This window comes from Tsukamurella conjunctivitidis (assembly GCF_007858475.1).
Lineage (GTDB): Bacteria > Actinomycetota > Actinomycetes > Mycobacteriales > Mycobacteriaceae > Tsukamurella > Tsukamurella conjunctivitidis.
The window spans coordinates 110,252-130,109 of the sequence record NZ_VIGX01000008.1 but is presented as its reverse complement, the minus strand read 5'-3'; the positions used below and the strand labels follow the sequence as shown (position 1 = coordinate 130,109).

Sequence of the window (19,858 nt, the reverse complement as noted above, 5' to 3'; positions counted from 1 at the left end):
CATCCGGCCGCTCTCTCGCTCAGCCCGCGAACAGGAATGACAGCCATGATCGATCACGACAGCGCCTACGACGGCCTCGTCGACTCGGACTCCCACGGCCAGTGGGCCTTCGGCACCGGCTTCGACGAGCCCCTCGCCGGCGTGGACACGACGATGCCCGACGGCGCCGACCCGCATGCCCTCGCCGTCTACTGCCTGATGCTCGGCGACGACGCGCTGATCTCCGCGCAGCGGCTCGCCGAATGGAGCACCCGCGCGCCCGAACTCGAGGAGGAGGTCGCGCTCGCCAACGTCGGCCTCGACCTCATCGGACAGGCCCGCCTGCTGCTGGCCCGCGCGGCGGCGGCCGACCCCGCGGTCGTGCCGCACGTCGCGGACGACTCCCCCGTGCCTGCCGAGGACGCGCTGGCCTTCTTCCGCGACGATGCGGCGTTCCGCAACGTCCGGCTGGTCGAACTCGACAACGGCGACTTCGCCGTCTCGATGGTGCGGCTGCTGGTCTTCGCCACCGCCCGCCTGGCCCTGTTCGACCGCCTGCGGACATCGCGCGACCCCGTGCTCGCCGCGGTGGCGGCCAAGGGCGTCAAGGAGATCACCTACCACCGCGACTACGCCGCTCGGTGGGTGGTCACCCTCGCGCAGGGCACCGACGAGTCACGGCGGCGGACCGAGGCGGCGATCGCCAGGGTCTGGCCGTACGTGCCCGAGCTGTTCGAGCCGTCGGCCGAGGAGCTCGCGCTCGCGGCCTCCGGCATCGCCGTGGACCCGCGCGAGCTGCGGGCCGAGTTCGATGCGGTCATGGCGCTCACCTTCGGCGCCGCCGGGCTCCCCGTCCCCGATGCGCCGGGCGTGGCACGCGTCGGCGGGCGAGCCGGGCGACAGGGCCTGCACACCGAGGAGCTCAGCCGCATCCTCGCCGACATGCAGTCCGTGGCACGCGCACACCCCGAAGGGAGGTGGTGACGTGCCCACCACCGCGACCCGCATCGCCCTCGACGTCGTGGGCGCCGTCCTCGACCCGGAGATGCCCCAGGTCACGCTCGCGGACCTCGGCATCGTCCGCGACGTCTCCGAAACCGCCAACGGCACTGTGACCGTGACGATCACCCCCACCTACTCGAGCTGCCCGGCGATGGGCACCATCCGCGCGGACATCGAGAGCGCACTCCGCGCCGCCGGATACGGCGAGGTCACGATCGAGACCGCCCTGTCCCCCGCGTGGACCACGGACTGGATCACCGACGCCGGCCGCGCCAAGCTCCGCGCCGCCGGGTACTCGACGCCCGGCCCCGCGCCCCGCCGCGGCGACGGCCCCATTCCTCTGACCCTGCGGCCTCGGCCGCGCCGGATCGCGTGTCCGGCCTGCGGTTCCACCAGCACGCGCCTCGGCTCCGAGTTCAGCGCGACGCCGTGCAAGGCGCTCTACCGCTGCCTGGACTGCCGCGAGCCCTTCGACCACGTCAAGGAGATCTGATGACCGCCACCGCCCTCCGCGGCCGCGCCTTCCACGCGCTCACCGTGGCCGACGTCGAGTCGCTGTGCGACGACGCGGTCGCCGTCACCTTCGACGTCCCCGCCGACCTCGCCGACGAGTTCGTCTTCGCCGCCGGGCAATCGCTGACGCTGCGCCGCATCATCGACGGGGTCGAGCACCGCCGGTCCTACTCGATCTGCGCCCCGGTCGGCGAGCGGCCCCGCGTGGGCGTCCGCGAGGTCACCGACGGCCTGTTCTCCTCGTGGCTGGTGCACCGGGTCCGCGCCGGCGACACCATCGAGGTGCAGGGCCCCACAGGTACTTTCGCGGCCGACCCCGACGCGGGCGGCGTGCACGTGCTCATCGCCGCGGGCTCCGGCATCACGCCGATGCTGTCGATCGCCGGCACGGTGCTCGCCAATCCCGCGGCCCGGGTGATCCTCATCTACGGCAATCGGCGCACGCGGTCGGTGATGTTCGCCGACGAGATCGCCGACCTCAAGGACCGCTACCACGACCGGCTGGACGTGATCCACGTCCTGAGCCGCGAGCCGCGCGACGTGGAACTGTTCACCGGCCGCGTCGACGCCGAGCGCCTGCGCGCGCTGCTGCGCACCGTCGTCCCGACCGCGGACGTCGACCACTTCTGGCTCTGCGGACCGCACGGCATGGTCACCGACTCGGAGGCCGTCCTCGCCGAACTCGGCGTCGCGCGCACCGCGATCCACCGCGAACTGTTCTACGTCGACGACGGCACCCCGCCGCCCCAGGAGCGGCACCGCGAGCCCGGCGTCACCGGGCCGAGCAGCGCCGTCACCGTCGTGCTCGACGGACGGAGCGCCACCGGCACGATCGCGCAGGACGACACCCTGCTCGACGGTGCCGAGGCCTTCCGTCCCGACCTGCCGTTCGCGTGCAAGGGCGGCGTGTGCGGCACGTGCCGCGCAAAGGTGCTGTGCGGCACCGTCGACATGCGCCGCAACTACGCCCTCGAGGACGACGAGGTGGCCGCCGGCTTCGTCCTGACCTGCCAGACGTATCCGACCAGCGACGCCGTCACCGTCGACTACGACGCCTGAACCCGCCGCGATCAGCCGACCCAGCCCGAGGAAGCCAGCCATGACATCGACCGTCCCGACCGACGACATCGAGTTCGCGACCCGCGACCGGATCTCCGCCCTGCAGCTCGAGCGCATGCAGTGGTCCCTCACCCACGCCTACGAGAACGTGCCCCACTACCGCCGCGCGTTCGACGAAGCCGGCGTGCATCCCAGCGACCTGAAGGAGCTTTCCGACCTCGCGAAATTCCCGCTCACGACGAAAGCCGATCTGCGGGAGAACTACCCGTTCGGCATGTTCGCGGTGCCCCGTGAGCGGGTCGCGCGGATCCACGCCTCGTCCGGCACCACCGGCCGTCCCACCGTGGTGGGGTACACGGCCGACGACATCGCCATGTGGGCCGACGTGGTGGCCCGGTCGCTGCGCGCCGCGGGCGTCCGCGCGGGCGACCGGGTGCACGTCTCCTACGGCTACGGCCTGTTCACGGGCGGTCTCGGCGCGCACTACGGAGCCGAACGCCTGGGCGCGACCGTGATCCCGATGTCGGGCGGGCAGACGGAGAAGCAGATCCAACTGATCCAGGACTTCGAGCCCGACGCGATCATGGTGACGCCGAGCTACATGCTCACCATCGTGGACACCATGCGCGCCATGGGGATCGACCCGCGGGCGACGTCCCTGCGCACCGGCGTCTTCGGCGCCGAGCCCTGGACCGACCGGATGCGCACCGAACTCGAGCAGGAGGTCGGCATCGACGCCGTGGACATCTACGGCCTTTCCGAGGTGATCGGTCCCGGCGTCGCGATGGAGTGCGTCGAGACGAAGGACGGCCTCCACGTCTGGGAGGACCACTTCTACCCCGAGATCATCGATCCGATGACCGGGGAGGTACTGCCCGACGGCGAGCACGGCGAGCTGGTCTTCACCTCACTCACCAAACAGGCCACGCCCATCATCCGGTACCGCACCCGCGATCTCACCCGCCTGCTGCCCGGTACCGCCCGCACGATGCGCCGGATGGAGAAGGTCACGGGCCGCACCGACGACATGATGATCCTGCGCGGCGTCAATCTCTTCCCCACCCAGATCGAGGAGCTGATCCTCGGCATCGACTCCCTCGCACCGCAGTTCCAATGCGTCCTGGACCGCCCCGGACGCATGGACCGGCTGACGGTGAAGGTCGAGCACCGCCACGACCGCCCCCTCGACGAGCGGGCGAGCGACACGCTCACCGAGCTCATCAAGGACAGGATCGGCGTCACCGTCGATGTCGAGGTCCTCCCGCCCGGCGGCATCGAGCGAACCGTCGGGAAGGCCCGCCGGCTCGTCGACAACCGGCCGAAGGACTGACGCTCAGCCCTCGGCGGTGCGCCCGCCGAGGTGCTGCGCCAGGAAGCGCTCCGTCGCCCGGAACATGTCGATCGTGTTCTCCGGATTGACGAAGCCGTGGCCCTCGTCGGCCTTGATCATGTACTCGACGTCGACGCCGCGGGCGCGGAGCGCCTCCACCAGGTTGTCGGACTCGGCCTGGACCACCCGCGGATCGTTCGCGCCCTGGACCACGAGGAGCGGGGTGCGGATCTCGTCGACCCGGGTGATCGGTGAGCGGGCGAGCATGTCGGCGCGCTGATCCGGGTCCGACGGGTCGCCCACGTAGCGGATCCAGTTGTTGGCGAGGTACGGCCGCGCGATCTCGGGCAGCGTCGCCATGAAGTTGGGCAGGCTCGAGATGCCGACGTAGTCGATCGCGGCGGCGAAGACGTCCGGGGTGAAGGTGACGCCGACCAGCGCCGCGTAGCCGCCGTACGAGCCGCCGAAGATCGCGAGCCGCTCCGGATCGGCGATCCCCTCCGCCACGGCCCACTGCACCGCGTCGATAAGGTCGTCATGCATGGCTCCGGCGAGTTCGCCGATGCCCGCCTGCATGTGGGCCTTGCCGTAGCCGGTGGAACCGCGGAAGTTCACCTGCAGCACCGCGTAGCCGCGGTTCGCGAGCAGCTGAACCTCGCCGTGGTAGCCCCAGGTGTCGCGGAACCACGGGCCGCCGTGCACGAGGAGCACCAGCGGCAGGCCGACGGGGTCCACACCCTGCGGCAGCGTGAGGAACGACGGCAGCGCGCGCCCGTCGCGCGCGGTGATCGTGATGGGCCGCATCGGCGCGAGGAGCTCCGGATCGAGGTGCGGGAACGGGCGGAACAGCAACCGGGATCCACCGGTGCGGTGGTCGTAGAGATAGGTGACGCCCGGGTCGCGGTCGTGCACGAAGGAGACCACCCAGCGGTTCCCGTCGAGGTCCGACGACAGGGCACCGATGTCGCCGTCGGACAGGCTGCGCAGTGCCGTCAGCACCTCTCCGAAGCCCGCGTCCAGGGCGTGGATCTCCTGGCGCTCCCCCAGGTAGCGCACGCCCAGCAGGGCGCCGGTGCGGGGGTCGACGATGAGCGGCTGCGGCAGGGTCGGCGCGACCAGGCCGGTGGTGTCGAGGTCGAGCGTCGGGTGCGCGTCCACCTCGGTCAGCGCTCCGGTGCGGCCGTCGACGTGCACGACGCGCGTGCGGTCGGTACCGCGGTTGGACCCGAGCCAGAGGCCGCCGTCGGGCGACGGGACGATCGGGAAGACGCCGAGCGGGTAGTCGATCCCGTCGAACTCCGCGATCGGGCGGAGCTCCCGTGCCGCGGAATCCCAGCGGCGGATCGTGATCGCGCCCTCCGCGTCCTGCGTGGAGGCGAACAGGGTGCCGTCGGCGCCGTACACCCAGCCGGCGACGTTGCCGGGGTTGCGCTCGATCTCGGTGAGCGTTCCAGTGGCGATGTCGATCTCGAAGACGTCGAACTCGTCGACCTTGCGCGCGTTGGTCGAGACGATGGCGACGCCGGGGCGCGCGATCGGGAGATCCATCAGGAACGTGGTCGCCCCCTCGAAGGGGGTGAGGTCGACGGCGGACGCGTCCGGGTCGTCCAAGTCCGCCCGCAGCAGGTGCCAGCGCTCGTCGCCGCCGTTGTCCTGCAGGTAGATCAGCCAGCGCGGATCGGTGGTCCAGTAGAACATCTGAACGCTGCGGGTCGCGTCGGCGGTGACGCGTCGGGCGGGTTCGTCCCCATCGAGGTCCTCGACCCAGACGTTGAGCCGCCCCTCCGACGGCGCCAGGAAGGCGATCCGGGTGCCGTCGGGCGAGATCTTCGCGGCGGCCCGGACGGGCGATGCGAAGAACTCCTCGACGGTGATGATGTTCGGTAGCGGCATGGCGATCTCCTCTCGGCGGGGTGGCTCCAGGAGAAACCATGACGTCGCGGCATGGTCAAGCGCGCCGGTCGCCGGCGCCGGATCCGGCGTGGGCGATCAGGCGAAGACGCGCGCGAGGAAGGGCGTCGAGTCCTTCATCGACTGGAGCACGGCGCCGCTGTGATCGGCGGTCGGGTACTGGTGCAGTTCGACCGTCGTGCCGCTCTTCTTCAGCGCCGCGGCCAGGGCGATCGACGACTGGACCGGCACATCGGTGTCCTTGAGTCCGACGCCCAGGAAGACGGGCCGGTCGTACCCCGAGGTGGGGGTCCCCATGTACCGGTCGAGCGCCGCACTCGCTCCCGGCACGGTGCTCACCTTCGCGCTCACGAAGTCGGTCGGCTTCTGCCCGGCGAGTGTGGTGCTGAGCTGCGCGTAGCACTGGATCTCCGCCTTCGCGGCGGCCGCCTTGCCACGCGGTGTGAGCACCGAATCGAAGTCCACGCCGGGATTCGCCTCGCGGATCCCTGCGAGGATGTAGGCCGTGTAGGAGGTGGCCGCGGAGCTCAGGCCGCCGGGCAGATCGGTCGCGGGGCCGACGTTCTTGACGACTTCTTCGATCTTGAACGGCGTCCCCGTGGCGACGACGCCGCGGTAGTCCAGGCCGCTCCCGGCACTGAACTCCGTCGCCCAGCGCGCGCTGTTGACGGCCGCTCCGCCGCCCTGCGACTGGCCGACGATCGCCCACTTCTTCGACAGGTTCAGCGACCGGTCCTTGTGTGCGGCCACCACCGAGTCGACCACGTTGTGCGCGGTCGAGACGCTGTTCAGGTAGCTCATGAGGCCCGGCGTCCCGAGGCCCGCGTAGTCGGACGCCACGATCGCGTAGCCCTGTGCCAGCCAGTGCCCGAGGTACTCGCGGTCGCGGGCCGAGCGGGGGTTCGCCGACGGGGCGCAATCATCACCGAGGCCGACGGTGCCGTGGGCCCACGCGATCACGGGCCAGCCGCCCGCGGGGGCCGCTCCCTCCGGCAGGAAGATCGCCCCCGTGCTGGTAGCGGGTTTGCCGTGCTGATCGGTGGTCGAGTAGAGCACCCGCTTGGCCGTCCCCGCGCCGGGGAGCGACAGTCCCTGCGCGAGCGGGACGGACCTGATCTGCTCGCCGCCCTCTCCCGGGACCGGTCCCGAGTAGTTCGCCGCGTCCAGCCCCGACCAGACGGGCGCCGCGCCGGCCGGCGCGGCCACCAGCCCGGCCCCCAGCAGTGCGGTAGTGGCGGCAGCGAACGCGAGCCGAGTGATTCTCATGCGATGGACTCTAACGCCAACATCGTCGCGGCACCCGGGGAGTCGATCGATCGGTTCCCGGCGCGCGGAAGTCGGCTCAGCTCAGTGCGTACCGCTGCCGGGGGCGGCCGGTGGTCCCGTACTGGAGCGCCATCGTCAGCGTCCCGTCCCGCACCAGTTCCGCGAGGTAGCGGCGCGCGGTGGCGGGTGAGACCCCGACGTCGGAGGCGATGTCGTCGGCGAGCATCGGTTCTCCGGACCCCCGCAGCGCCTCGACGATCCGGCGTTCCGTCACCGAACCGCCGTCGTCGCGGCGCGGGGCGGGACGCTCGCTGCGCAGCACCGAGGACGCGGCGTCGACCTGTTCCTGGGTGACCTCCGCGGAACCGAGGATCCGGCGGTACGCGGTGTAGGCGCCCAGCCTGCGTGCCAACTCCGTGGCGGGGAAGGGCTTGATCAGGTACTGCAGCGCGCCCGCCGCGAGTCCCGCGCGGACGCTGGCGGCATCGTCGGCGGCACCGAGGATGAAGGCGTCGCACCGCAGCTCCCGCACCAGGTCGATGCCCGAGCCGTCGGGGAGGTAGACGTCCACCAGCGCGAGGTCGACCCGCTCGCGCTCGAGGATCGCCCGCGCCTCGGAGACCGTGCGCGCGGAGCCGACCGTGGTGAGTCCGACCATCGTGTCGACGATCTTCGCGTGCAGTGCTGCCACGCGGAAGTCGTCGTCCACGACGAGGATCCGCACGTCGTCAGACATCGTCGCGCACCCCCTCGGGCAGCGTCGCCATCACCGTCGTGGGCGCTGCTGCGCCGCCTCGCTCCACCACGACCACCTCTCCCCCGTGGCCCCGTGCCACCTGCCGGGCGATGACGAGCCCGAGCCCGCGACCGCCGGGCACCGTCGGGTCGGCGCGCGTGCTGACGCCCTCCACGAACGGATCGTCGACCGTGAAGCCGGGGCCGCTGTCGACGACGATGACGGCGAGGTCGTCGCCGTCGCGCAGCACGTCCACCTCGACCTCTCTGGGTTCGGCGCCCTCGGCGGCGGCGTCGATGGCGTTGTCGAGGAGGTTCCCGACGAGGGTCGTGGTGTCGACGGGGTGCGCGAGCACTCCGACGAACGACGTATCCGCTCCGACGCGCAACAGCACGCCGCGTTCGCGGGCCCGCGCCGCCTTGGCGGAGACGAAGGCCCGCAGGTGCGGCTCGTCGAGGCGGTCGAGGCCCGGGACGGGCAGGACGCCCGTGCGTCCGGCGATCTCATCGAGGTACGCCACGGCCTCATCGGTGCGGCCATCGCGGAGGAGGCCGGCGACCACGTGGACCCGGTTCGCGGACTCGTGCCGCTGGGCCCGCAGTGCGGCGCTCATGGCCTGCACGGAGTCGAGTTCGCGGGTCAGGGCCTCGACGTCCGTCCGGTCGACGGCCGTCAGCACCGTGCCGAGGTCCGTGTCGCCGCGGTGCACGCGGCGGGACGTCACCAGCACGACTCTCTCGTTGACGGCCGCCGCGACCGGCGCTTCGGTGGGCGTCGCGACGACCCGGGCGACGCGCTCGGTCAGGCCCAGATCCGCGAGCGGCGTCCCGGCCGCTGCGGTGACGCCGAGAAGTTCGCGCGCCCGGTCATTGATCACGCGGACGATGCCCTGCGCGTCGATGGCGATCACTCCTTCCGAGCCCGAGTACAGCACCGCGTTCTGCTCGCGGATCAGTTCCGCCATCTCCTCCGGTTCCAAACCCAAGGTCAGACGGCGCCACCGTCGGGCCAGGAGGGCGGAGCCGAGGACGCCGACGGCGAGGGCGAGGGCGGCGAGCCCTGTCAGCAACAGGAGGGTGTGCCGTGCCGCCCGCGCAACGGTCTCCGTGGAGATGCCGACGCTCACCAGGCCGACGACGGTGCCGTCGGCACCCAGGACCGGGGCCTTGGCGCGCACGGAGTCGCCGAGGGTGCCCTGCTGCCGCGTGACCTCGACATCGCCGCCGAGGGCGGTGGACGGGTCGGTGCTGAGCGGCGCGCCCAATTGAGCGGGGTCCGGATGGGCGATGCGGTACCCGGCGTCGTCGGCGATCACCACGAAGAGCACGCCGGTCCGCTCGGTGATGGCGAGCGCCTGGCGCTGCAGCGGCGCCGCTCCCAGTTCCTCCCGGGAGGCGGGACGGCCGGCGCGCCGCGCGGCCGACTGTGCCGCGGCGCCCGCGCGGACATCGGTGTCCGAGGCGACGGTCTCGGCGATCACCGCCGCCCGCTGCCCGTACTCGGTGCGGGTGTCGGTGTCGACCCGGTGCAGCACGATGCCGAAGCCGGCGGCCAGGCTGACGATGATGATCACCACCTGGAGGAGGAGGATCTGCGTGCGCAGCCGGATCCCGGGCATCGTCTGAGCCTAGCCATTCGCCGCCCGTTCAGAACGGGATCTGGCCGAGGAGGACACCGACCACCAGCATGACGATCGAGACCACGAAGGCGCGCCAGAGCACCTTCTTGTGGTGATCGGCCAGGCCGACGCCGGCGAGCGCGACGAGCAGCAGGATGGCGGGGACCAGGGGGCTCTGCATGTGGAAGGGCTGGCCGGTGATCGAGGCCCGGGCCATCTCGGCGGCGCTGATGCCGTAGTGGCTCGCGGTCTCGGAGAGAACGGGCAGGATGCCGAAGTAGAAGGCGTCGTTGGACATCAGGAAGGTGAAGGGGATCGACAGGACGCCGGTGATGACGGCCAGGTGCGGCCCCATCGAGGACGGGATGATGCCGGTGACCCAGGCCGCGACGGAGTCCACCATGCCGGTCCCCTTGAAGACACCGGTGAGAACCGCTGCCGCGAAGACCATTCCGACCACGGAGACGATCGACGTCGAATGCCGCGTGATGGCCTCCTGCTGATCGGCGACCTTCGGGAAGTTCACGGCGAGTGCGATCGCCGCGGCGATCATGAACAGCACGGGGATCGGCAACAGATCCAGGGTGAGCACGGAGAGCAGCGCGACCGTGAGAGCGGCGTTGAACCACATCAGCTTCGGGTTGCCGTGCGCCCCGGCGACCGCCGTCAGGGCGCTGTCGGAGGTTCCGCCGGTGGGCGGAACGGACGCGTCCGCACCGTCGCCGCCGACGGTGCCACCGGACCCGCCCGCTCCGACGCCGGAGAGGACGCGCTCACGGATCACGATGCTGCCGAGACGCTTCCGCTCCATCAGGCCGAGGTGCCACGCGAAGGCGAGGACCACGATCATGCCCGCGACGAGCGACGGGATCATCGGCACGAAGACGTCCGACGGCGAGATCTTCAGCGCGGCAGCCGCACGCGCGGTGGGCCCGCCCCACGGGAGGATGTTCATCGTGCCGTTGGCGAGGCCCGCGACCACCGTGAGGACGACCGGGCTGACACCCAGCTTGAGGTACAGGGGCAGGAGCGCCGAGGTGGTCACGATGAACGTGGTCGAACCGTCACCGTCGAGCGAGACGACACCCGCCAGGACCGCCGTGCCGAGCACGAGCTTGGCGGGGTCCTCGCCCACGACGCGCACGACCGCGCGCACGACCGGGTCGAACAGCCCGACGTCGATCATCACCCCGAAGAAGATGATCGCGAAGAACAGCATCGCGGCGGTCGGCGCGAGGTCCTCGATGCCGCCGACGATCATCGTGCCGATGCCCGTCCCCGCTCCGGCGAGCAGGCCGAAGACCACCGGGACGGCGATCAGTGCGACGATGGGCGTCGCGCGGCGAGCCATGATGACGACCATGAACGCGGCGACCATGGTCAGTCCCAGGACTGTCAGCATGGGGTTCTCCTCGTGAATCACGTGATCGGGGTAACACGAGGAGCATGGTGGTGACGGGCTTCACAGCGCGCTCTTGTGCGTCTTAGTCGCACTTCTGCGCGTTTTGCGCGCTGATCCGGTACCCGTCGAGCCCGCGATCAACCGAAGGTGAACGAGTAGGCCGTCAGCCCGGGACTCAGGCCGATGGTGACCGTGCCGGCGCCGGAGGCGGGCCGGTCGACGACGGTGCGGATGTCGGGCGGACCGTCGACGGGGATCGTCCGGACGGCCCCGCCCTCGGTGACGGTCAGCGTGCCGGTGCCGCCGACGTCGAGGAAGACGCGCTGCGCCGTGTAGGCGAGGGTGAGGGCGGCCCGTTCGCCGGCGCGGATGTCCTCGGCGCCGACCGTCCAGGTCCCGTCGAGCGCGAACCTGTTCGGCTGCACCACGTCCGGTCGGGTGAATACGCGGGTGCCGGCCGCGTAGTCCCCGGTGCCGCCGTAGCCCTGCTGCTTCTCGGCACCGAGGTAGAGCTCCGGCGTGCGACCCGCGTTACGGGGCGTCGCGTCGGGGATGTCGGTCGCGGGTGGCAGGGTCGCACCCGGACGGGCCGCGAGCAGGAGCGAGCGAATGGCGCTCTCGGCCTTGTCGTAATGCCCCTCGCCGAGGGTGACCAGCCGGATCGTGCCCGTGGCGTCGACGAGGTAGCCCGCCGGCCAGGCGACGTTGCGGTAGGCCGCCCAGGTCGCGGACCGGTTGTCGACGGCGATCGGGAAGGTCAGGCCGAGCTTGCGCGCGCCGGCGGTGACGTTGCCGACGTCGTGCTCGAAGGCGTACTCCGGAGTGTGCACCCCGATGACCTCGAAGCCGAAGTCGCGGTAGTTCTTCCACCAGGCCTCGGCGTGCGGGAGCTCGCGCTGGCAGTTGATGCACGAATACACCCAGAAGTCGATCAGGACCACTGTGCCACGCAGGTCCGCCATGGTGCGCGGCGCGGCGCCGAGCCACGGTCCGAGGCCGGCGAACTCCGGGGCCCGCCCGCAATCGGTGAGCTGCGCCGTTCCCGTGAACGCGGCCTGCTGGCACTGCTGCAGCGAGCCCGCACCCGTGACCTGCGGGGCGACGGCGACCGCTCCCAGCCGGTCGCCGACCGCCTGCGTGTAGTCGGGCACGCGGCGCTGGATGAGGTCCGTGACGTTCAGCGCGAGCGCGACGGCGAGCGCGATCACGAGCACGCCGCCCACGGCCCGGATGGTCCGCTGGCGGCGCTGCAGCGCGCGGACCCGGTCCGCCAGGCGGTGGCCGGTGAGGGCGATCGCGAGCAGCGGGATCGCGGTGCCGACGGCGAACGACGCCGTGAGGATCAGGGTGCGCGGGCCGATCGTGTCGGTGGCGCCGGCCAGCGCGATCGCAGCCAGGACCGGCCCCGCGCAGGGCACGTAGACCGCGCCGAGGGCGACGCCGAGCGCGAAGCCGCCCGCGGCGCCGTCGCCCCGGAATCCAGGAATCCGCTGCGGGATCCGCGCGAAGGGCCGCTCCACCAGACGCTCGAGCGGCGGGAACAGCATGGCCGCGCCGAGCACCAGCAGCGCAGCGATCCCGACCCAGCGGATCAGCCCGGTGGGCAGGTGCAGGAGCGAGAGGACGACGGTGCCGAACAACGTGAACAGGGAGAAGCTGAGCACCAGGCCCGCGACGATGGCGATCGGGCGGGCCCGGGAGGTGCGGTGACCGTCGGCACCCGTCCCGGCGCTGCCGAGTAGGACGATCGGCAGCACCGGGAGCACGCACGGGGAGACTCCCGCGAGGACGCCGCCGACGAGTCCGACGAGCGGGAGCGCGAGCTCGCTCACGTCACCAGGTGGTCCCGTTCATTCCCGGGATCACGCAGTGCCCCCACTTGTCGACCCGACCGATGATCATCATGTCGTAGCCCGTGCACGAGGAGTTGACCTTCGCGCACGTGTGAATAGTGGTGATCACTTTGTTCTCGCCCGGCTTGCCGCACTGCGAGCCGACCGGCGGTGGCGCGGGGGTGGGATCGGCCGAGGCCGCGCCGGCCCCGCCTCCACCGAAGAGCGCGACCGCGCAGGCCGCCACCGCGAAGGTTCGTACTGTCCGCTTCATCGAGCACCTCCTGTGAGGCCCCCACGTCACCGTTGATCGTAACGCCGCACGCGCGGCCGAGGACACCCCATTTCGACCGGTTTTTGCAGGTCGGATCACGTACGCGTACGCGCCGCGACGCTCAGATGTTGTGCGCCCCCGGCAGGAATCGAACCTGCGACATTCGGATTAGAAGGCCGATGCTCTATCCAACTGAGCTACGGAGGCAGTGGTGCGAGCACATCTTATCGGCACCTCCGGCTGCACCGGATCAGTGCATCCACACGCAGTGCAACTAGTTGCATAGTCGACGGAGCGGCGGTAGCGTCGTGCACGTGGCACTCGAACACGCGCTCCTGGTGTCCCTGAGCGAGCGCTCGGGCACCGGGTATCAGCTCACCCGGCGCTTCGACCGCTCGATCGGGCACTGGTGGCGCGCCTCGCACCAGCAGATCTACAAGACGCTGGCGCGGATGACGGAGAACGGCCTCGTCACCTACGTCGAACAGGCGCAGGACGGCAAGCCGGACAAGAAGGTCTACTCGATCACCGAAACGGGTCGGAAGACCCTGTCAGAATGGATCCGCACCCCGAGCAAGGACGCGGCGGACCGGCGCGAGCTGGCCACCCGGATCCGCGGTGCGGCACCGTCGGACCTGCCCGAACTGGCGACGGAGATCCGGCGCGTCCGCGATCTGCACGCCGAGCGGGCCGAGCTCTTCCGCACCCTCGAGAGCCGCGACTACCCCACCCCCTCCACCCTCACCGGCACGGAGCTGCAGCAGTACCTCGTACTGCGCGGCGGCGTGCTCTCGGAACAGGGCACCGTCGACTGGCTCGACGAGGTCCTGGCCGCGCTCGAACCAGCCTCCACCAGCCCCAGCCCCGTCTCAGCGGATTAAGAGGAACAGCCATGTCAGCCAAGTACCCCCACCTCTTCGAGCCCCTCGACCTCGGTCACACGACGCTGAAGAACCGCGTCGTCATGGGGTCCATGCACACCGGCCTCGAGGACATGCCGTGGGACATCGGCAAGCTCGCGGCATATTTCGCGGCGCGCGCCAAGGGCGGCGTCGGCCTCATCATCACCGGCGGCTACTCCCCCAACATCACCGGCTGGCTGCTGCCCGCGGGTGCGAAGATGTCCAGCCCCATCGACGCGATCCTGCACAAGCGCGTGACCGACGCGGTCCACAAGGAGGGCGGCAAGATCGCGATGCAGCTGCTCCACGCGGGCCGCTACTCGTACAACCCGCTCAGCGCCTCGGCCAGCGCGATCAAGGCGCCCATCAACCCGTTCAAGCCCCGCGCGATGTCGGGCTTCGAGGTCCGCAAGACCATCCGCGACTTCGGCAACGCCGCGCGCACCGCACAGAAGGCCGGCTACGACGGCGTCGAGGTGATGGGCGGCGAGGGCTACCTGATCAACCAGTTCCTCGCGGCGCACACGAACAAGCGCACCGACGAGTGGGGCGGCTCCGCCGAGAACCGCCAGCGGTTCCCGGTCGAGATCGTGCGGGAGATTCGCAAGCGCTGCGGCAAGGACTTCATCGTGGTCTTCCGCCTGTCGATGGCGGACTTCGTCCCGGACGGGCAGACGCGCGACGAGATCCTCACCCTCGCGCACAAGCTCGAGGACGCCGGCGTCGACATCCTCAACACCGACATCGGCTGGCACGAGGCCCGGGTACCCACGATCGTGACCTCGGTGCCGCGCGCCGCGTTCGCGGCCTTCACCGCCGACGTCACCCGCGCCGTGAACATCCCCGTCTGCGCCGCGAACCGCATCAACATGCCCGCCACCGCCGAGGAACTCCTCGAGCGCGGCGACGCCCAGCTGGTGCAGATCGCCCGCCCCCTGCTCGCCGATCCCGAGTGGGCGAACAAGGCCCGGAACGAGCGCGCCGACGAGATCAACACCTGCATCGGCTGCAACCAGGCCTGCCTCGACCACGCCTTCGTGCACAAGAAGGTCTCGTGCCTGGTCAACCCGCGCGCGGGCCGAGAGACGGATCTCGTGCTGGCACCGACCCGTTCGGCGAAGCGCGTCGCCGTCGTCGGCGCCGGCCCGGCGGGTCTGTCGGCCGCGGTGAGCGCTGCGGAGTGCGGTCACAAGGTCGAGCTGTTCGAGGCCTCGGAGACGATCGGCGGCCAGTTCGGCTACGCCGCGAAGATCCCCGGCAAGGAGGAGTTCAACGAGACCATCCGGTACTTCACGACGATGCTGGACCGGAACCAGGTCACCGTGCACCTCAACACGCGCGCGGATGTCGACGCGTTGGCGGGCAAGTTCGACGAGGTGATCATCGCGACCGGCGTCGTGCCGCGTGTCCCGTCCTTCCCCGGGGTCGATCACCCGAAGGTCATCACCTACGCGGAGGCGATCAGCGGCGCCAAGGAGATCGGCGACACCGTCGCGATCATGGGCGCCGGCGGCATCGGCTTCGACGTGGCCGAGTTCGTCACCACCGACAAGTCCCCCACCCTGCATCTCGACGAGTGGAACGCCGAGTGGGGCGTCACCCGGCAGGGCGATGTGCCCGGCTTCATCACCAAGCCGGCCCCGGCACCGTCGACCCGGTCCAAGGTGTACATGCTGCAGCGCAAGAGCACACCGCAGGGCATCGGCCTCGGCAAGACCACCGGCTGGGTGCACCGCGCGACGGTCAAGATGAAGGGCGTCGAGCAGCTCAAGGGCGTCAACTACGAGAAGGTCGACGACGCCGGCCTGCACATCACCTTCGGCGAGGAGCGTAAGGACGCCCGGGTCCTCGACGTCGAGACCGTGATCCTGTGCACCGGCCAGGAATCGGTGCGCGACCTCGACGAGGCGCTCGCCGAGCGCGGCGTCAAGACCCACGTCATCGGCGGCGCCGCACTCGCCGCCGAGTTGGACGCCAAGCGCGCGATCCGGCAGGGCACCGAGGTCGCGGCCGCGCTGTAGCCCTACTTCAGGGCGTTGCCGCTGAACAGGGTGGGGCGGATCGCGATCTTGATGCGATCCGCCGCATCCGGCGGTACGACCGATCCTTGGCCGTAGCGCTCGGCGAGCCGGGTGTAGAGGGAGCCCGTGGGGTCGGGCTCGACGCGATCGAGCTCGCCGCGGATCTCCAGGTAGTTGTACGGGTTCCCCTCCGGCAGCAGGGAGATCGCGACGCGCGGCTCGTGCTGGAGGTTGCGGTACTTCTGCCGGTAATCCGTGTGCGTGAACCAGATGAGCCCGTCCTCGAAGAGGAACCACATCGGGTTGACCTGCGGGCCGCCGTCGGGGCGGACGGTCGCGAGGTCGACGACGACGGCCTGGGCGAGGAGCACGCGAGCGGCTTCGGGAATGTCTGCGGTCATACCGCAGACTCTGCCGCATCCTTCTCGTCGGCGCGGTCCGATGGAGCCTTCGCCTCAGCCTGATCGCCGTCCCGGAGACGGCCGATCACGGCGTCGACGCTGATCGGTCCGGCGCCGGTGAAGGCGAACAGCAGCAGCACCCAGCAGTACAGGACCGACAGCTCACCGTCGTTCGCGAGCGGAGACAGCCCGTCGCCGGCGTGGAACGCGAAGTACGCGTACGCCATGGAGCCCGAGGCGATGATCGCGGCGGGACGGGTGAGCGCACCGACGGCGATGAGCAGGCCGCCGACGAGCTGGATCGCGGCGCCCCACCAACTGGGCCACGCGAAGACGTCCGGGCTCGACCGTCGGCCGTCGAGGAAGCCCCAGAAGGTGGCGGCGCCGTGGAGCGCGAAGAGCACGCCCGTCACGATCCGGAGTGCGGACAGGTAGTACGGGGCCCAGCGGTTCATGTCTTCCACCTTCAGCGAGGATATTGGCGAGGCTAACCTAATGGCAAGGCTCCGGGTGCGCCACTCGAAGCGCATCTCCCCAGGTCCAGCGTGCGCGGAAGTCCCCCGCGCCCTGCTCCTGCTCCGGGGCGTCACAGTGCGCAGTTCGCAATATCGGCTCGTCGACACCCTCCCGTAGCATCTCCCCCATGCCAGTACCCGCACCCCATCAGTCCGCCCGCGCCGTCGTCACCGGCGGCTCCTCCGGCATCGGTGTCGCCCTCGCGACGGAGCTCGCCCGCCGCGGTCACTCGGTGATCCTCGTCGCGCGCAGCACCGGCCCCATGGAGGAGCTGGCCGCGAAGCTGCGCGCCGAGTTCGGCGTCGAAGCCGAGGTCCGCGGCGTCGACCTGTCCGATCACGCCGCCCGGGGCGTGCTCTGCGAGGAGCTCGCGTCGCGCGAGATCTCCATCCTCTGCAACAACGCCGGCACCGCGACCTTCGGCCGCGTCATCGACCTCGACTTCGACTACGAGCGCGCTCAGCTGGAGCTCAACGCGAACGCCGTGCACGACCTGACGCTGGCCGTGCTCCCGCAGATGGTGAAGCGCGGCAGCGGCGGCATCATGATCACCGGCTCCGCGGCGGGTAACATGCCGATCCCGAACAACGCCACCTACGCGGCGTCGAAGGCCTTCGCCAACACCTTCTCCGAGTCGCTCCGCGGCGAGCTGAAGTCGACCGGCGTGCACGTCACGCTCCTCGCGCCCGGCCCCGTGCGCACCGAACTCCCCGATCCCGAGGACCGCTCCACGGTGGAGAAGGTCGTTCCCGAGTTCCTCTGGGTCAACACCGAATACACCGCGCGCGTCACCCTGGACGCGCTGGAGAAGAACAAGATGCGCGTCGTCCCCGGGCTGCTGTCCAAGGGCATGTCGATGGCGGGCCACTACACCCCGCGCGCGATCATGGCGCCCATCGTCGGACAGATGTACAAGAAGCTCGCGGGCAACTGATGCATCCGGCTGCGCCGATGCCTCCGCAGCGCCCGTTCCCACCGATCCAGCATCAGTGGGTCGCGGGACCGGGGGATGCTCCGCGCGCCGCATGGGCGTGCGCTCGGGCGATGATGTGGAACAAGCTGATGTGGGTGATCTATCTGCTCATGGCCGCCGCGGTGGCGTGGGACTTCACCCGCGCGGGATGGGGCGCCCTGTTCGGGGTCGTCGCCTTCGGCCTCTTACTGTGCCTCCTCTACCTCATGTACTTCGGCTACTACCTGTCGGCCACCAAGGAACTGGCACGGCTGGGAGCGACCTGGGCGACGGGATTCGGGCCAACCGGACTGTCCCTCATCTCCCCGATCTCCACGAGCGTGATCGACTACGCGGCGATCACCGCGGTGCGGCGCGTCGGTCCGGTCGTCGTGATCCGGTACCGCGGCGGAGTGCTCTACGACGGGATCCCGTCCCAGTTGGTCCCCGACCGCGAGTTCGAAATGCTGCGCCGAGCGGCTACGTCGAAGTAGCTGCCTCCACTACGACGAAAGCCCGGTCACTCGCGCCCACGAACGTGGGGACGGATGACCGGACTTTCGTCGCGATGAGCGCGCTAGCGGCGACGCTTGGTGCCGAAGATGCTGCGGGAGAGCTCACGACCGGCGCTGGAGGCGGCGGAGCGGAGGAAGGATTTGACCGCGGGGTTGCTCATCACGTCGGAGACCCAGCCGGACTCTTCCTCCTCCTTCTTGGGCGCGGGCGGGGGCGGCGGCGCCTGCTCGGCGGGGGCGTTCTCCTGCTGCGCCTGCTGGGCGTTCTGCGACAGCTTCTCGAAGGCGGAGAGGTTGTCGACTGTCTGCGAGTACTTGGCCCAGAGCGGCGACGCCTGCGCGGCCGAGCGGACGGCATCGTCGCCGATCGCGGACATCAGCGAGCGCGGGGCCCGCAGGCGCGTCCACGCCACCGGGGTGGGCGCTCCCTTGTCGGACAGGACGGTGACGATCGCCTCGCCGATGCCGAGGCTGGTGAGCGCCTCGTCGAGCTTGTAGGCGGGCGAGGTCGGGTAGGTCTTGACCGTCTTGGACAGCGCCGCCTGGTCCTCCGGGGTGAAGGCGCGCAGCGCGTGCTGGATGCGCGCGCCGAGCTGGCTGAGCACCGGGTTCGGGATGTCGGTGGGCAGCTGCGAGCAGAAGAAGACGCCCACGCCCTTCGAGCGGATCAGCTTGACGGTCTGCTCGACCTGATCCTTGAAGGCCTTGCTGGCGTCGGCGAAGAGCAGGTGCGCCTCGTCGAAGATGAAGACGAGCTTGGGCTTGTCCAGGTCGCCCGCCTCGGGCAGGTACTGGAAGAGGTCCGCCAGCACCCACATGAGGAAGGTCGAGAACAGGGTGGGCCGGGCGGCCTGGTCGCCGAGCTCGAAGAGCGTGACGACGCCCTGTCCGCCTGCGGTGCGCAGCAGGTCACCCATGTCGATCTCGGGCTCGCCGAAGAAGGTGTCGCCGCCCTCGGCCTCGAGGTTGACCAGGGCGCGCAGGATCACGCCGGCGGTCTGCTTGCTGACGCCGCCGATGCCCTCGAGGTCGGCCTTGCCCTCGGCGGAGGTCAGGTACTGAATGACCGAGCGGAGGTCCTTGAGGTCGAGCAGCTCGAGCTGATTCTGATCGGCCCAGTGGAAGATCAGGCCGAGCGTCGACTCCTGGGTGGCGTTGAGGCTCAGCACCTTCGAGAGCAGAATGGGGCCGAACGAGGAGATGGTGGCGCGGATCGGGACGCCGACGCCGTTGGTGCCGAGGGAGACGAACTCCGTGGGCACGTTTGCCGGCTTCCAGTCGTCGCCGGTGTCGGTGGCGCGAGCGGCGGTCTTGTCGTTCGCCTCGCCGGGCTTGGACAGGCCGGCGAGATCGCCCTTGATGTCGGCCAGGACGACGGGCACGCCGTTGGCCGACAGCTGCTCGACGATGAGCTGCAGCGTCTTCGTCTTGCCGGTGCCGGTGGCGCCTGCGACGAGGCCGTGCCGGTTCATCATGGCGAGCGGGATCCGCACCTTCGCCGACGGGTCGACGGTGCCGTCCACCAGCACGGTGCCGAGCTCCAGGGCGGGGCCCGAGAAGTCGTATCCGGCGGCGATCGTCTGCGCCGGGGAGTTCGCGTTGTCAGTCACGGTGCAAACCCTAGCGTGA

Annotated in this window: 18 protein-coding genes and 1 tRNA gene; 8 read left to right on the top strand and 11 right to left on the bottom strand. The window is 70.5% G+C overall.

Translation table 11 applies throughout. The annotated features are described in order from the left end of the window. The first annotated feature begins 45 nt into the window (after nt 1-45). From paaC to paaK, 4 genes are read left to right on the top strand one after another with little or no spacing between them, the layout of a single operon-like run. Nucleotides 46-963, top strand: a complete 918-nt coding sequence (paaC, locus tag FK530_RS15520; protein ID WP_146487937.1) for a 1,2-phenylacetyl-CoA epoxidase subunit PaaC — start codon at nt 46-48, stop codon at nt 961-963. 1 nt (nt 964) lies between these two features. After that, nucleotides 965-1,474 carry a 1,2-phenylacetyl-CoA epoxidase subunit PaaD gene (gene paaD / locus FK530_RS15515; RefSeq protein ID WP_146487936.1) on the top strand — a complete coding sequence of 170 codons (510 nt, stop codon included), beginning with the start codon at nt 965-967 and terminating at the stop codon, nt 1,472-1,474. Beyond that, nucleotides 1,474-2,553 carry a 1,2-phenylacetyl-CoA epoxidase subunit PaaE gene (gene paaE / locus FK530_RS15510; protein WP_146487935.1) on the top strand — a complete coding sequence of 360 codons (1,080 nt, stop codon included), beginning with the start codon at nt 1,474-1,476 and terminating at the stop codon, nt 2,551-2,553. The genes paaD and paaE overlap by 1 nt, the downstream gene beginning before the upstream one ends. A gap of 40 nt (nt 2,554-2,593) precedes the next feature. Continuing rightward, complete coding sequence (paaK, locus tag FK530_RS15505) at nt 2,594-3,883, top strand: phenylacetate--CoA ligase PaaK (RefSeq protein ID WP_146487934.1); 1,290 nt, start codon at nt 2,594-2,596, stop codon at nt 3,881-3,883. A 3-nt stretch (nt 3,884-3,886) separates the two neighbouring features. Here paaK and FK530_RS15500 read toward each other — a convergent pair whose 3' ends face one another. The 8 genes from FK530_RS15500 to FK530_RS15465 form a co-directional block, all read right to left on the bottom strand. Next, a complete protein-coding gene (locus tag FK530_RS15500; RefSeq protein WP_146487933.1) occupies nt 3,887-5,776 on the bottom strand; it encodes a S9 family peptidase in 1,890 nt (629 codons plus the stop codon). 96 nt (nt 5,777-5,872) lie between these two features. Beyond that, the gene (locus tag FK530_RS15495) at nt 5,873-7,060 is read right to left on the bottom strand and encodes an alpha/beta hydrolase family protein (protein WP_146487932.1); all 1,188 of its coding nucleotides are present in this window, start codon (nt 7,058-7,060) and stop codon (nt 5,873-5,875) included. 76 nt (nt 7,061-7,136) lie between these two features. After that, nucleotides 7,137-7,796 (bottom strand): response regulator, encoded by a 660-nt coding sequence (locus tag FK530_RS15490; protein WP_146487931.1) that lies wholly within the window; start codon nt 7,794-7,796, stop codon nt 7,137-7,139. Next, a complete protein-coding gene (locus FK530_RS15485; RefSeq protein WP_146487930.1) occupies nt 7,789-9,414 on the bottom strand; it encodes a sensor histidine kinase in 1,626 nt (541 codons plus the stop codon). The genes FK530_RS15490 and FK530_RS15485 overlap by 8 nt, the downstream gene beginning before the upstream one ends. A 28-nt stretch (nt 9,415-9,442) precedes the next feature. Beyond that, on the bottom strand, nt 9,443-10,816 hold the full coding sequence (locus FK530_RS15480) for a CitMHS family transporter (RefSeq protein WP_146487929.1): 1,374 nt from the start codon (nt 10,814-10,816) through the stop codon (nt 9,443-9,445). Nucleotides 10,817-10,953: 137 nt separating this feature from the next. After that, on the bottom strand, nt 10,954-12,648 hold the full coding sequence (locus FK530_RS15475) for a cytochrome c biogenesis protein CcdA (protein ID WP_146487928.1): 1,695 nt from the start codon (nt 12,646-12,648) through the stop codon (nt 10,954-10,956). Between the two features lies 1 nt (nt 12,649). Continuing rightward, nucleotides 12,650-12,922, bottom strand: a complete 273-nt coding sequence (locus tag FK530_RS15470; RefSeq protein WP_146487927.1) for a hypothetical protein — start codon at nt 12,920-12,922, stop codon at nt 12,650-12,652. 133 nt (nt 12,923-13,055) lie between these two features. Continuing rightward, a tRNA-Arg gene (locus FK530_RS15465) sits at nt 13,056-13,129 on the bottom strand. A 107-nt stretch (nt 13,130-13,236) separates the two neighbouring features. Between FK530_RS15465 and FK530_RS15460 the strand changes: the two genes are divergently transcribed. Both FK530_RS15460 and FK530_RS15455 read left to right on the top strand, forming a co-directional pair. Further along, nucleotides 13,237-13,803, top strand: coding sequence for a PadR family transcriptional regulator (locus FK530_RS15460; RefSeq protein ID WP_146487926.1), 567 nt, complete (start codon nt 13,237-13,239; stop codon nt 13,801-13,803). A gap of 11 nt (nt 13,804-13,814) precedes the next feature. Continuing rightward, nucleotides 13,815-15,845, top strand: a complete 2,031-nt coding sequence (locus tag FK530_RS15455) for an NADPH-dependent 2,4-dienoyl-CoA reductase (RefSeq protein ID WP_146487925.1) — start codon at nt 13,815-13,817, stop codon at nt 15,843-15,845. 2 nt (nt 15,846-15,847) lie between these two features. Here the strand turns inward: FK530_RS15455 and FK530_RS15450 are convergent, their stop codons facing one another. Both FK530_RS15450 and FK530_RS15445 read right to left on the bottom strand, forming a co-directional pair. Then, nucleotides 15,848-16,246 carry a PPOX class F420-dependent oxidoreductase gene (locus FK530_RS15450; protein WP_146487924.1) on the bottom strand — a complete coding sequence of 133 codons (399 nt, stop codon included), beginning with the start codon at nt 16,244-16,246 and terminating at the stop codon, nt 15,848-15,850. Further along, nucleotides 16,243-16,701: a DoxX family protein gene (locus tag FK530_RS15445; RefSeq protein WP_146487973.1), complete on the bottom strand. Its 459-nt coding sequence runs from the start codon at nt 16,699-16,701 to the stop codon at nt 16,243-16,245. The genes FK530_RS15450 and FK530_RS15445 overlap by 4 nt, the downstream gene beginning before the upstream one ends. Nucleotides 16,702-16,889: 188 nt before the next feature. Here FK530_RS15445 and cmrA point away from each other — a divergent pair, with 188 nt between their 5' ends. Continuing rightward, nucleotides 16,890-17,696: a mycolate reductase gene (gene cmrA / locus FK530_RS15440; protein ID WP_146487923.1), complete on the top strand. Its 807-nt coding sequence runs from the start codon at nt 16,890-16,892 to the stop codon at nt 17,694-17,696. Nucleotides 17,697-17,806: 110 nt separating this feature from the next. Next, nucleotides 17,807-18,208: a hypothetical protein gene (locus tag FK530_RS15435; protein ID WP_146487922.1), complete on the top strand. Its 402-nt coding sequence runs from the start codon at nt 17,807-17,809 to the stop codon at nt 18,206-18,208. A gap of 83 nt (nt 18,209-18,291) precedes the next feature. Here FK530_RS15435 and FK530_RS15430 read toward each other — a convergent pair whose 3' ends face one another. Further along, complete coding sequence (locus FK530_RS15430) at nt 18,292-19,839, bottom strand: helicase HerA-like domain-containing protein (protein WP_146487921.1); 1,548 nt, start codon at nt 19,837-19,839, stop codon at nt 18,292-18,294. Between the last annotated feature and the right edge of the window lie 19 nt (nt 19,840-19,858).

Coding starts and splice junctions, on each gene's coding strand:
- paaC (WP_146487937.1), top strand. CDS start 46: ATGATCGATCACGACAGCGCCTACGACGGCCTCGTCGACTCGGACTCC.
- paaE (WP_146487935.1), top strand. CDS start 1,474: ATGACCGCCACCGCCCTCCGCGGCCGCGCCTTCCACGCGCTCACCGTG.
- paaK (WP_146487934.1), top strand. CDS start 2,594: ATGACATCGACCGTCCCGACCGACGACATCGAGTTCGCGACCCGCGAC.
- FK530_RS15500 (WP_146487933.1), bottom strand. CDS start 5,776: ATGCCGCTACCGAACATCATCACCGTCGAGGAGTTCTTCGCATCGCCC.
- FK530_RS15495 (WP_146487932.1), bottom strand. CDS start 7,060: ATGAGAATCACTCGGCTCGCGTTCGCTGCCGCCACTACCGCACTGCTG.
- FK530_RS15490 (WP_146487931.1), bottom strand. CDS start 7,796: ATGTCTGACGACGTGCGGATCCTCGTCGTGGACGACGACTTCCGCGTG.
- FK530_RS15485 (WP_146487930.1), bottom strand. CDS start 9,414: ATGCCCGGGATCCGGCTGCGCACGCAGATCCTCCTCCTCCAGGTGGTG.
- FK530_RS15480 (WP_146487929.1), bottom strand. CDS start 10,816: ATGCTGACAGTCCTGGGACTGACCATGGTCGCCGCGTTCATGGTCGTC.
- FK530_RS15470 (WP_146487927.1), bottom strand. CDS start 12,922: ATGAAGCGGACAGTACGAACCTTCGCGGTGGCGGCCTGCGCGGTCGCG.
- FK530_RS15455 (WP_146487925.1), top strand. CDS start 13,815: ATGTCAGCCAAGTACCCCCACCTCTTCGAGCCCCTCGACCTCGGTCAC.
- FK530_RS15450 (WP_146487924.1), bottom strand. CDS start 16,246: ATGACCGCAGACATTCCCGAAGCCGCTCGCGTGCTCCTCGCCCAGGCC.
- FK530_RS15445 (WP_146487973.1), bottom strand. CDS start 16,701: ATGAACCGCTGGGCCCCGTACTACCTGTCCGCACTCCGGATCGTGACG.
- cmrA (WP_146487923.1), top strand. CDS start 16,890: ATGCCAGTACCCGCACCCCATCAGTCCGCCCGCGCCGTCGTCACCGGC.
- FK530_RS15435 (WP_146487922.1), top strand. CDS start 17,807: ATGATGTGGAACAAGCTGATGTGGGTGATCTATCTGCTCATGGCCGCC.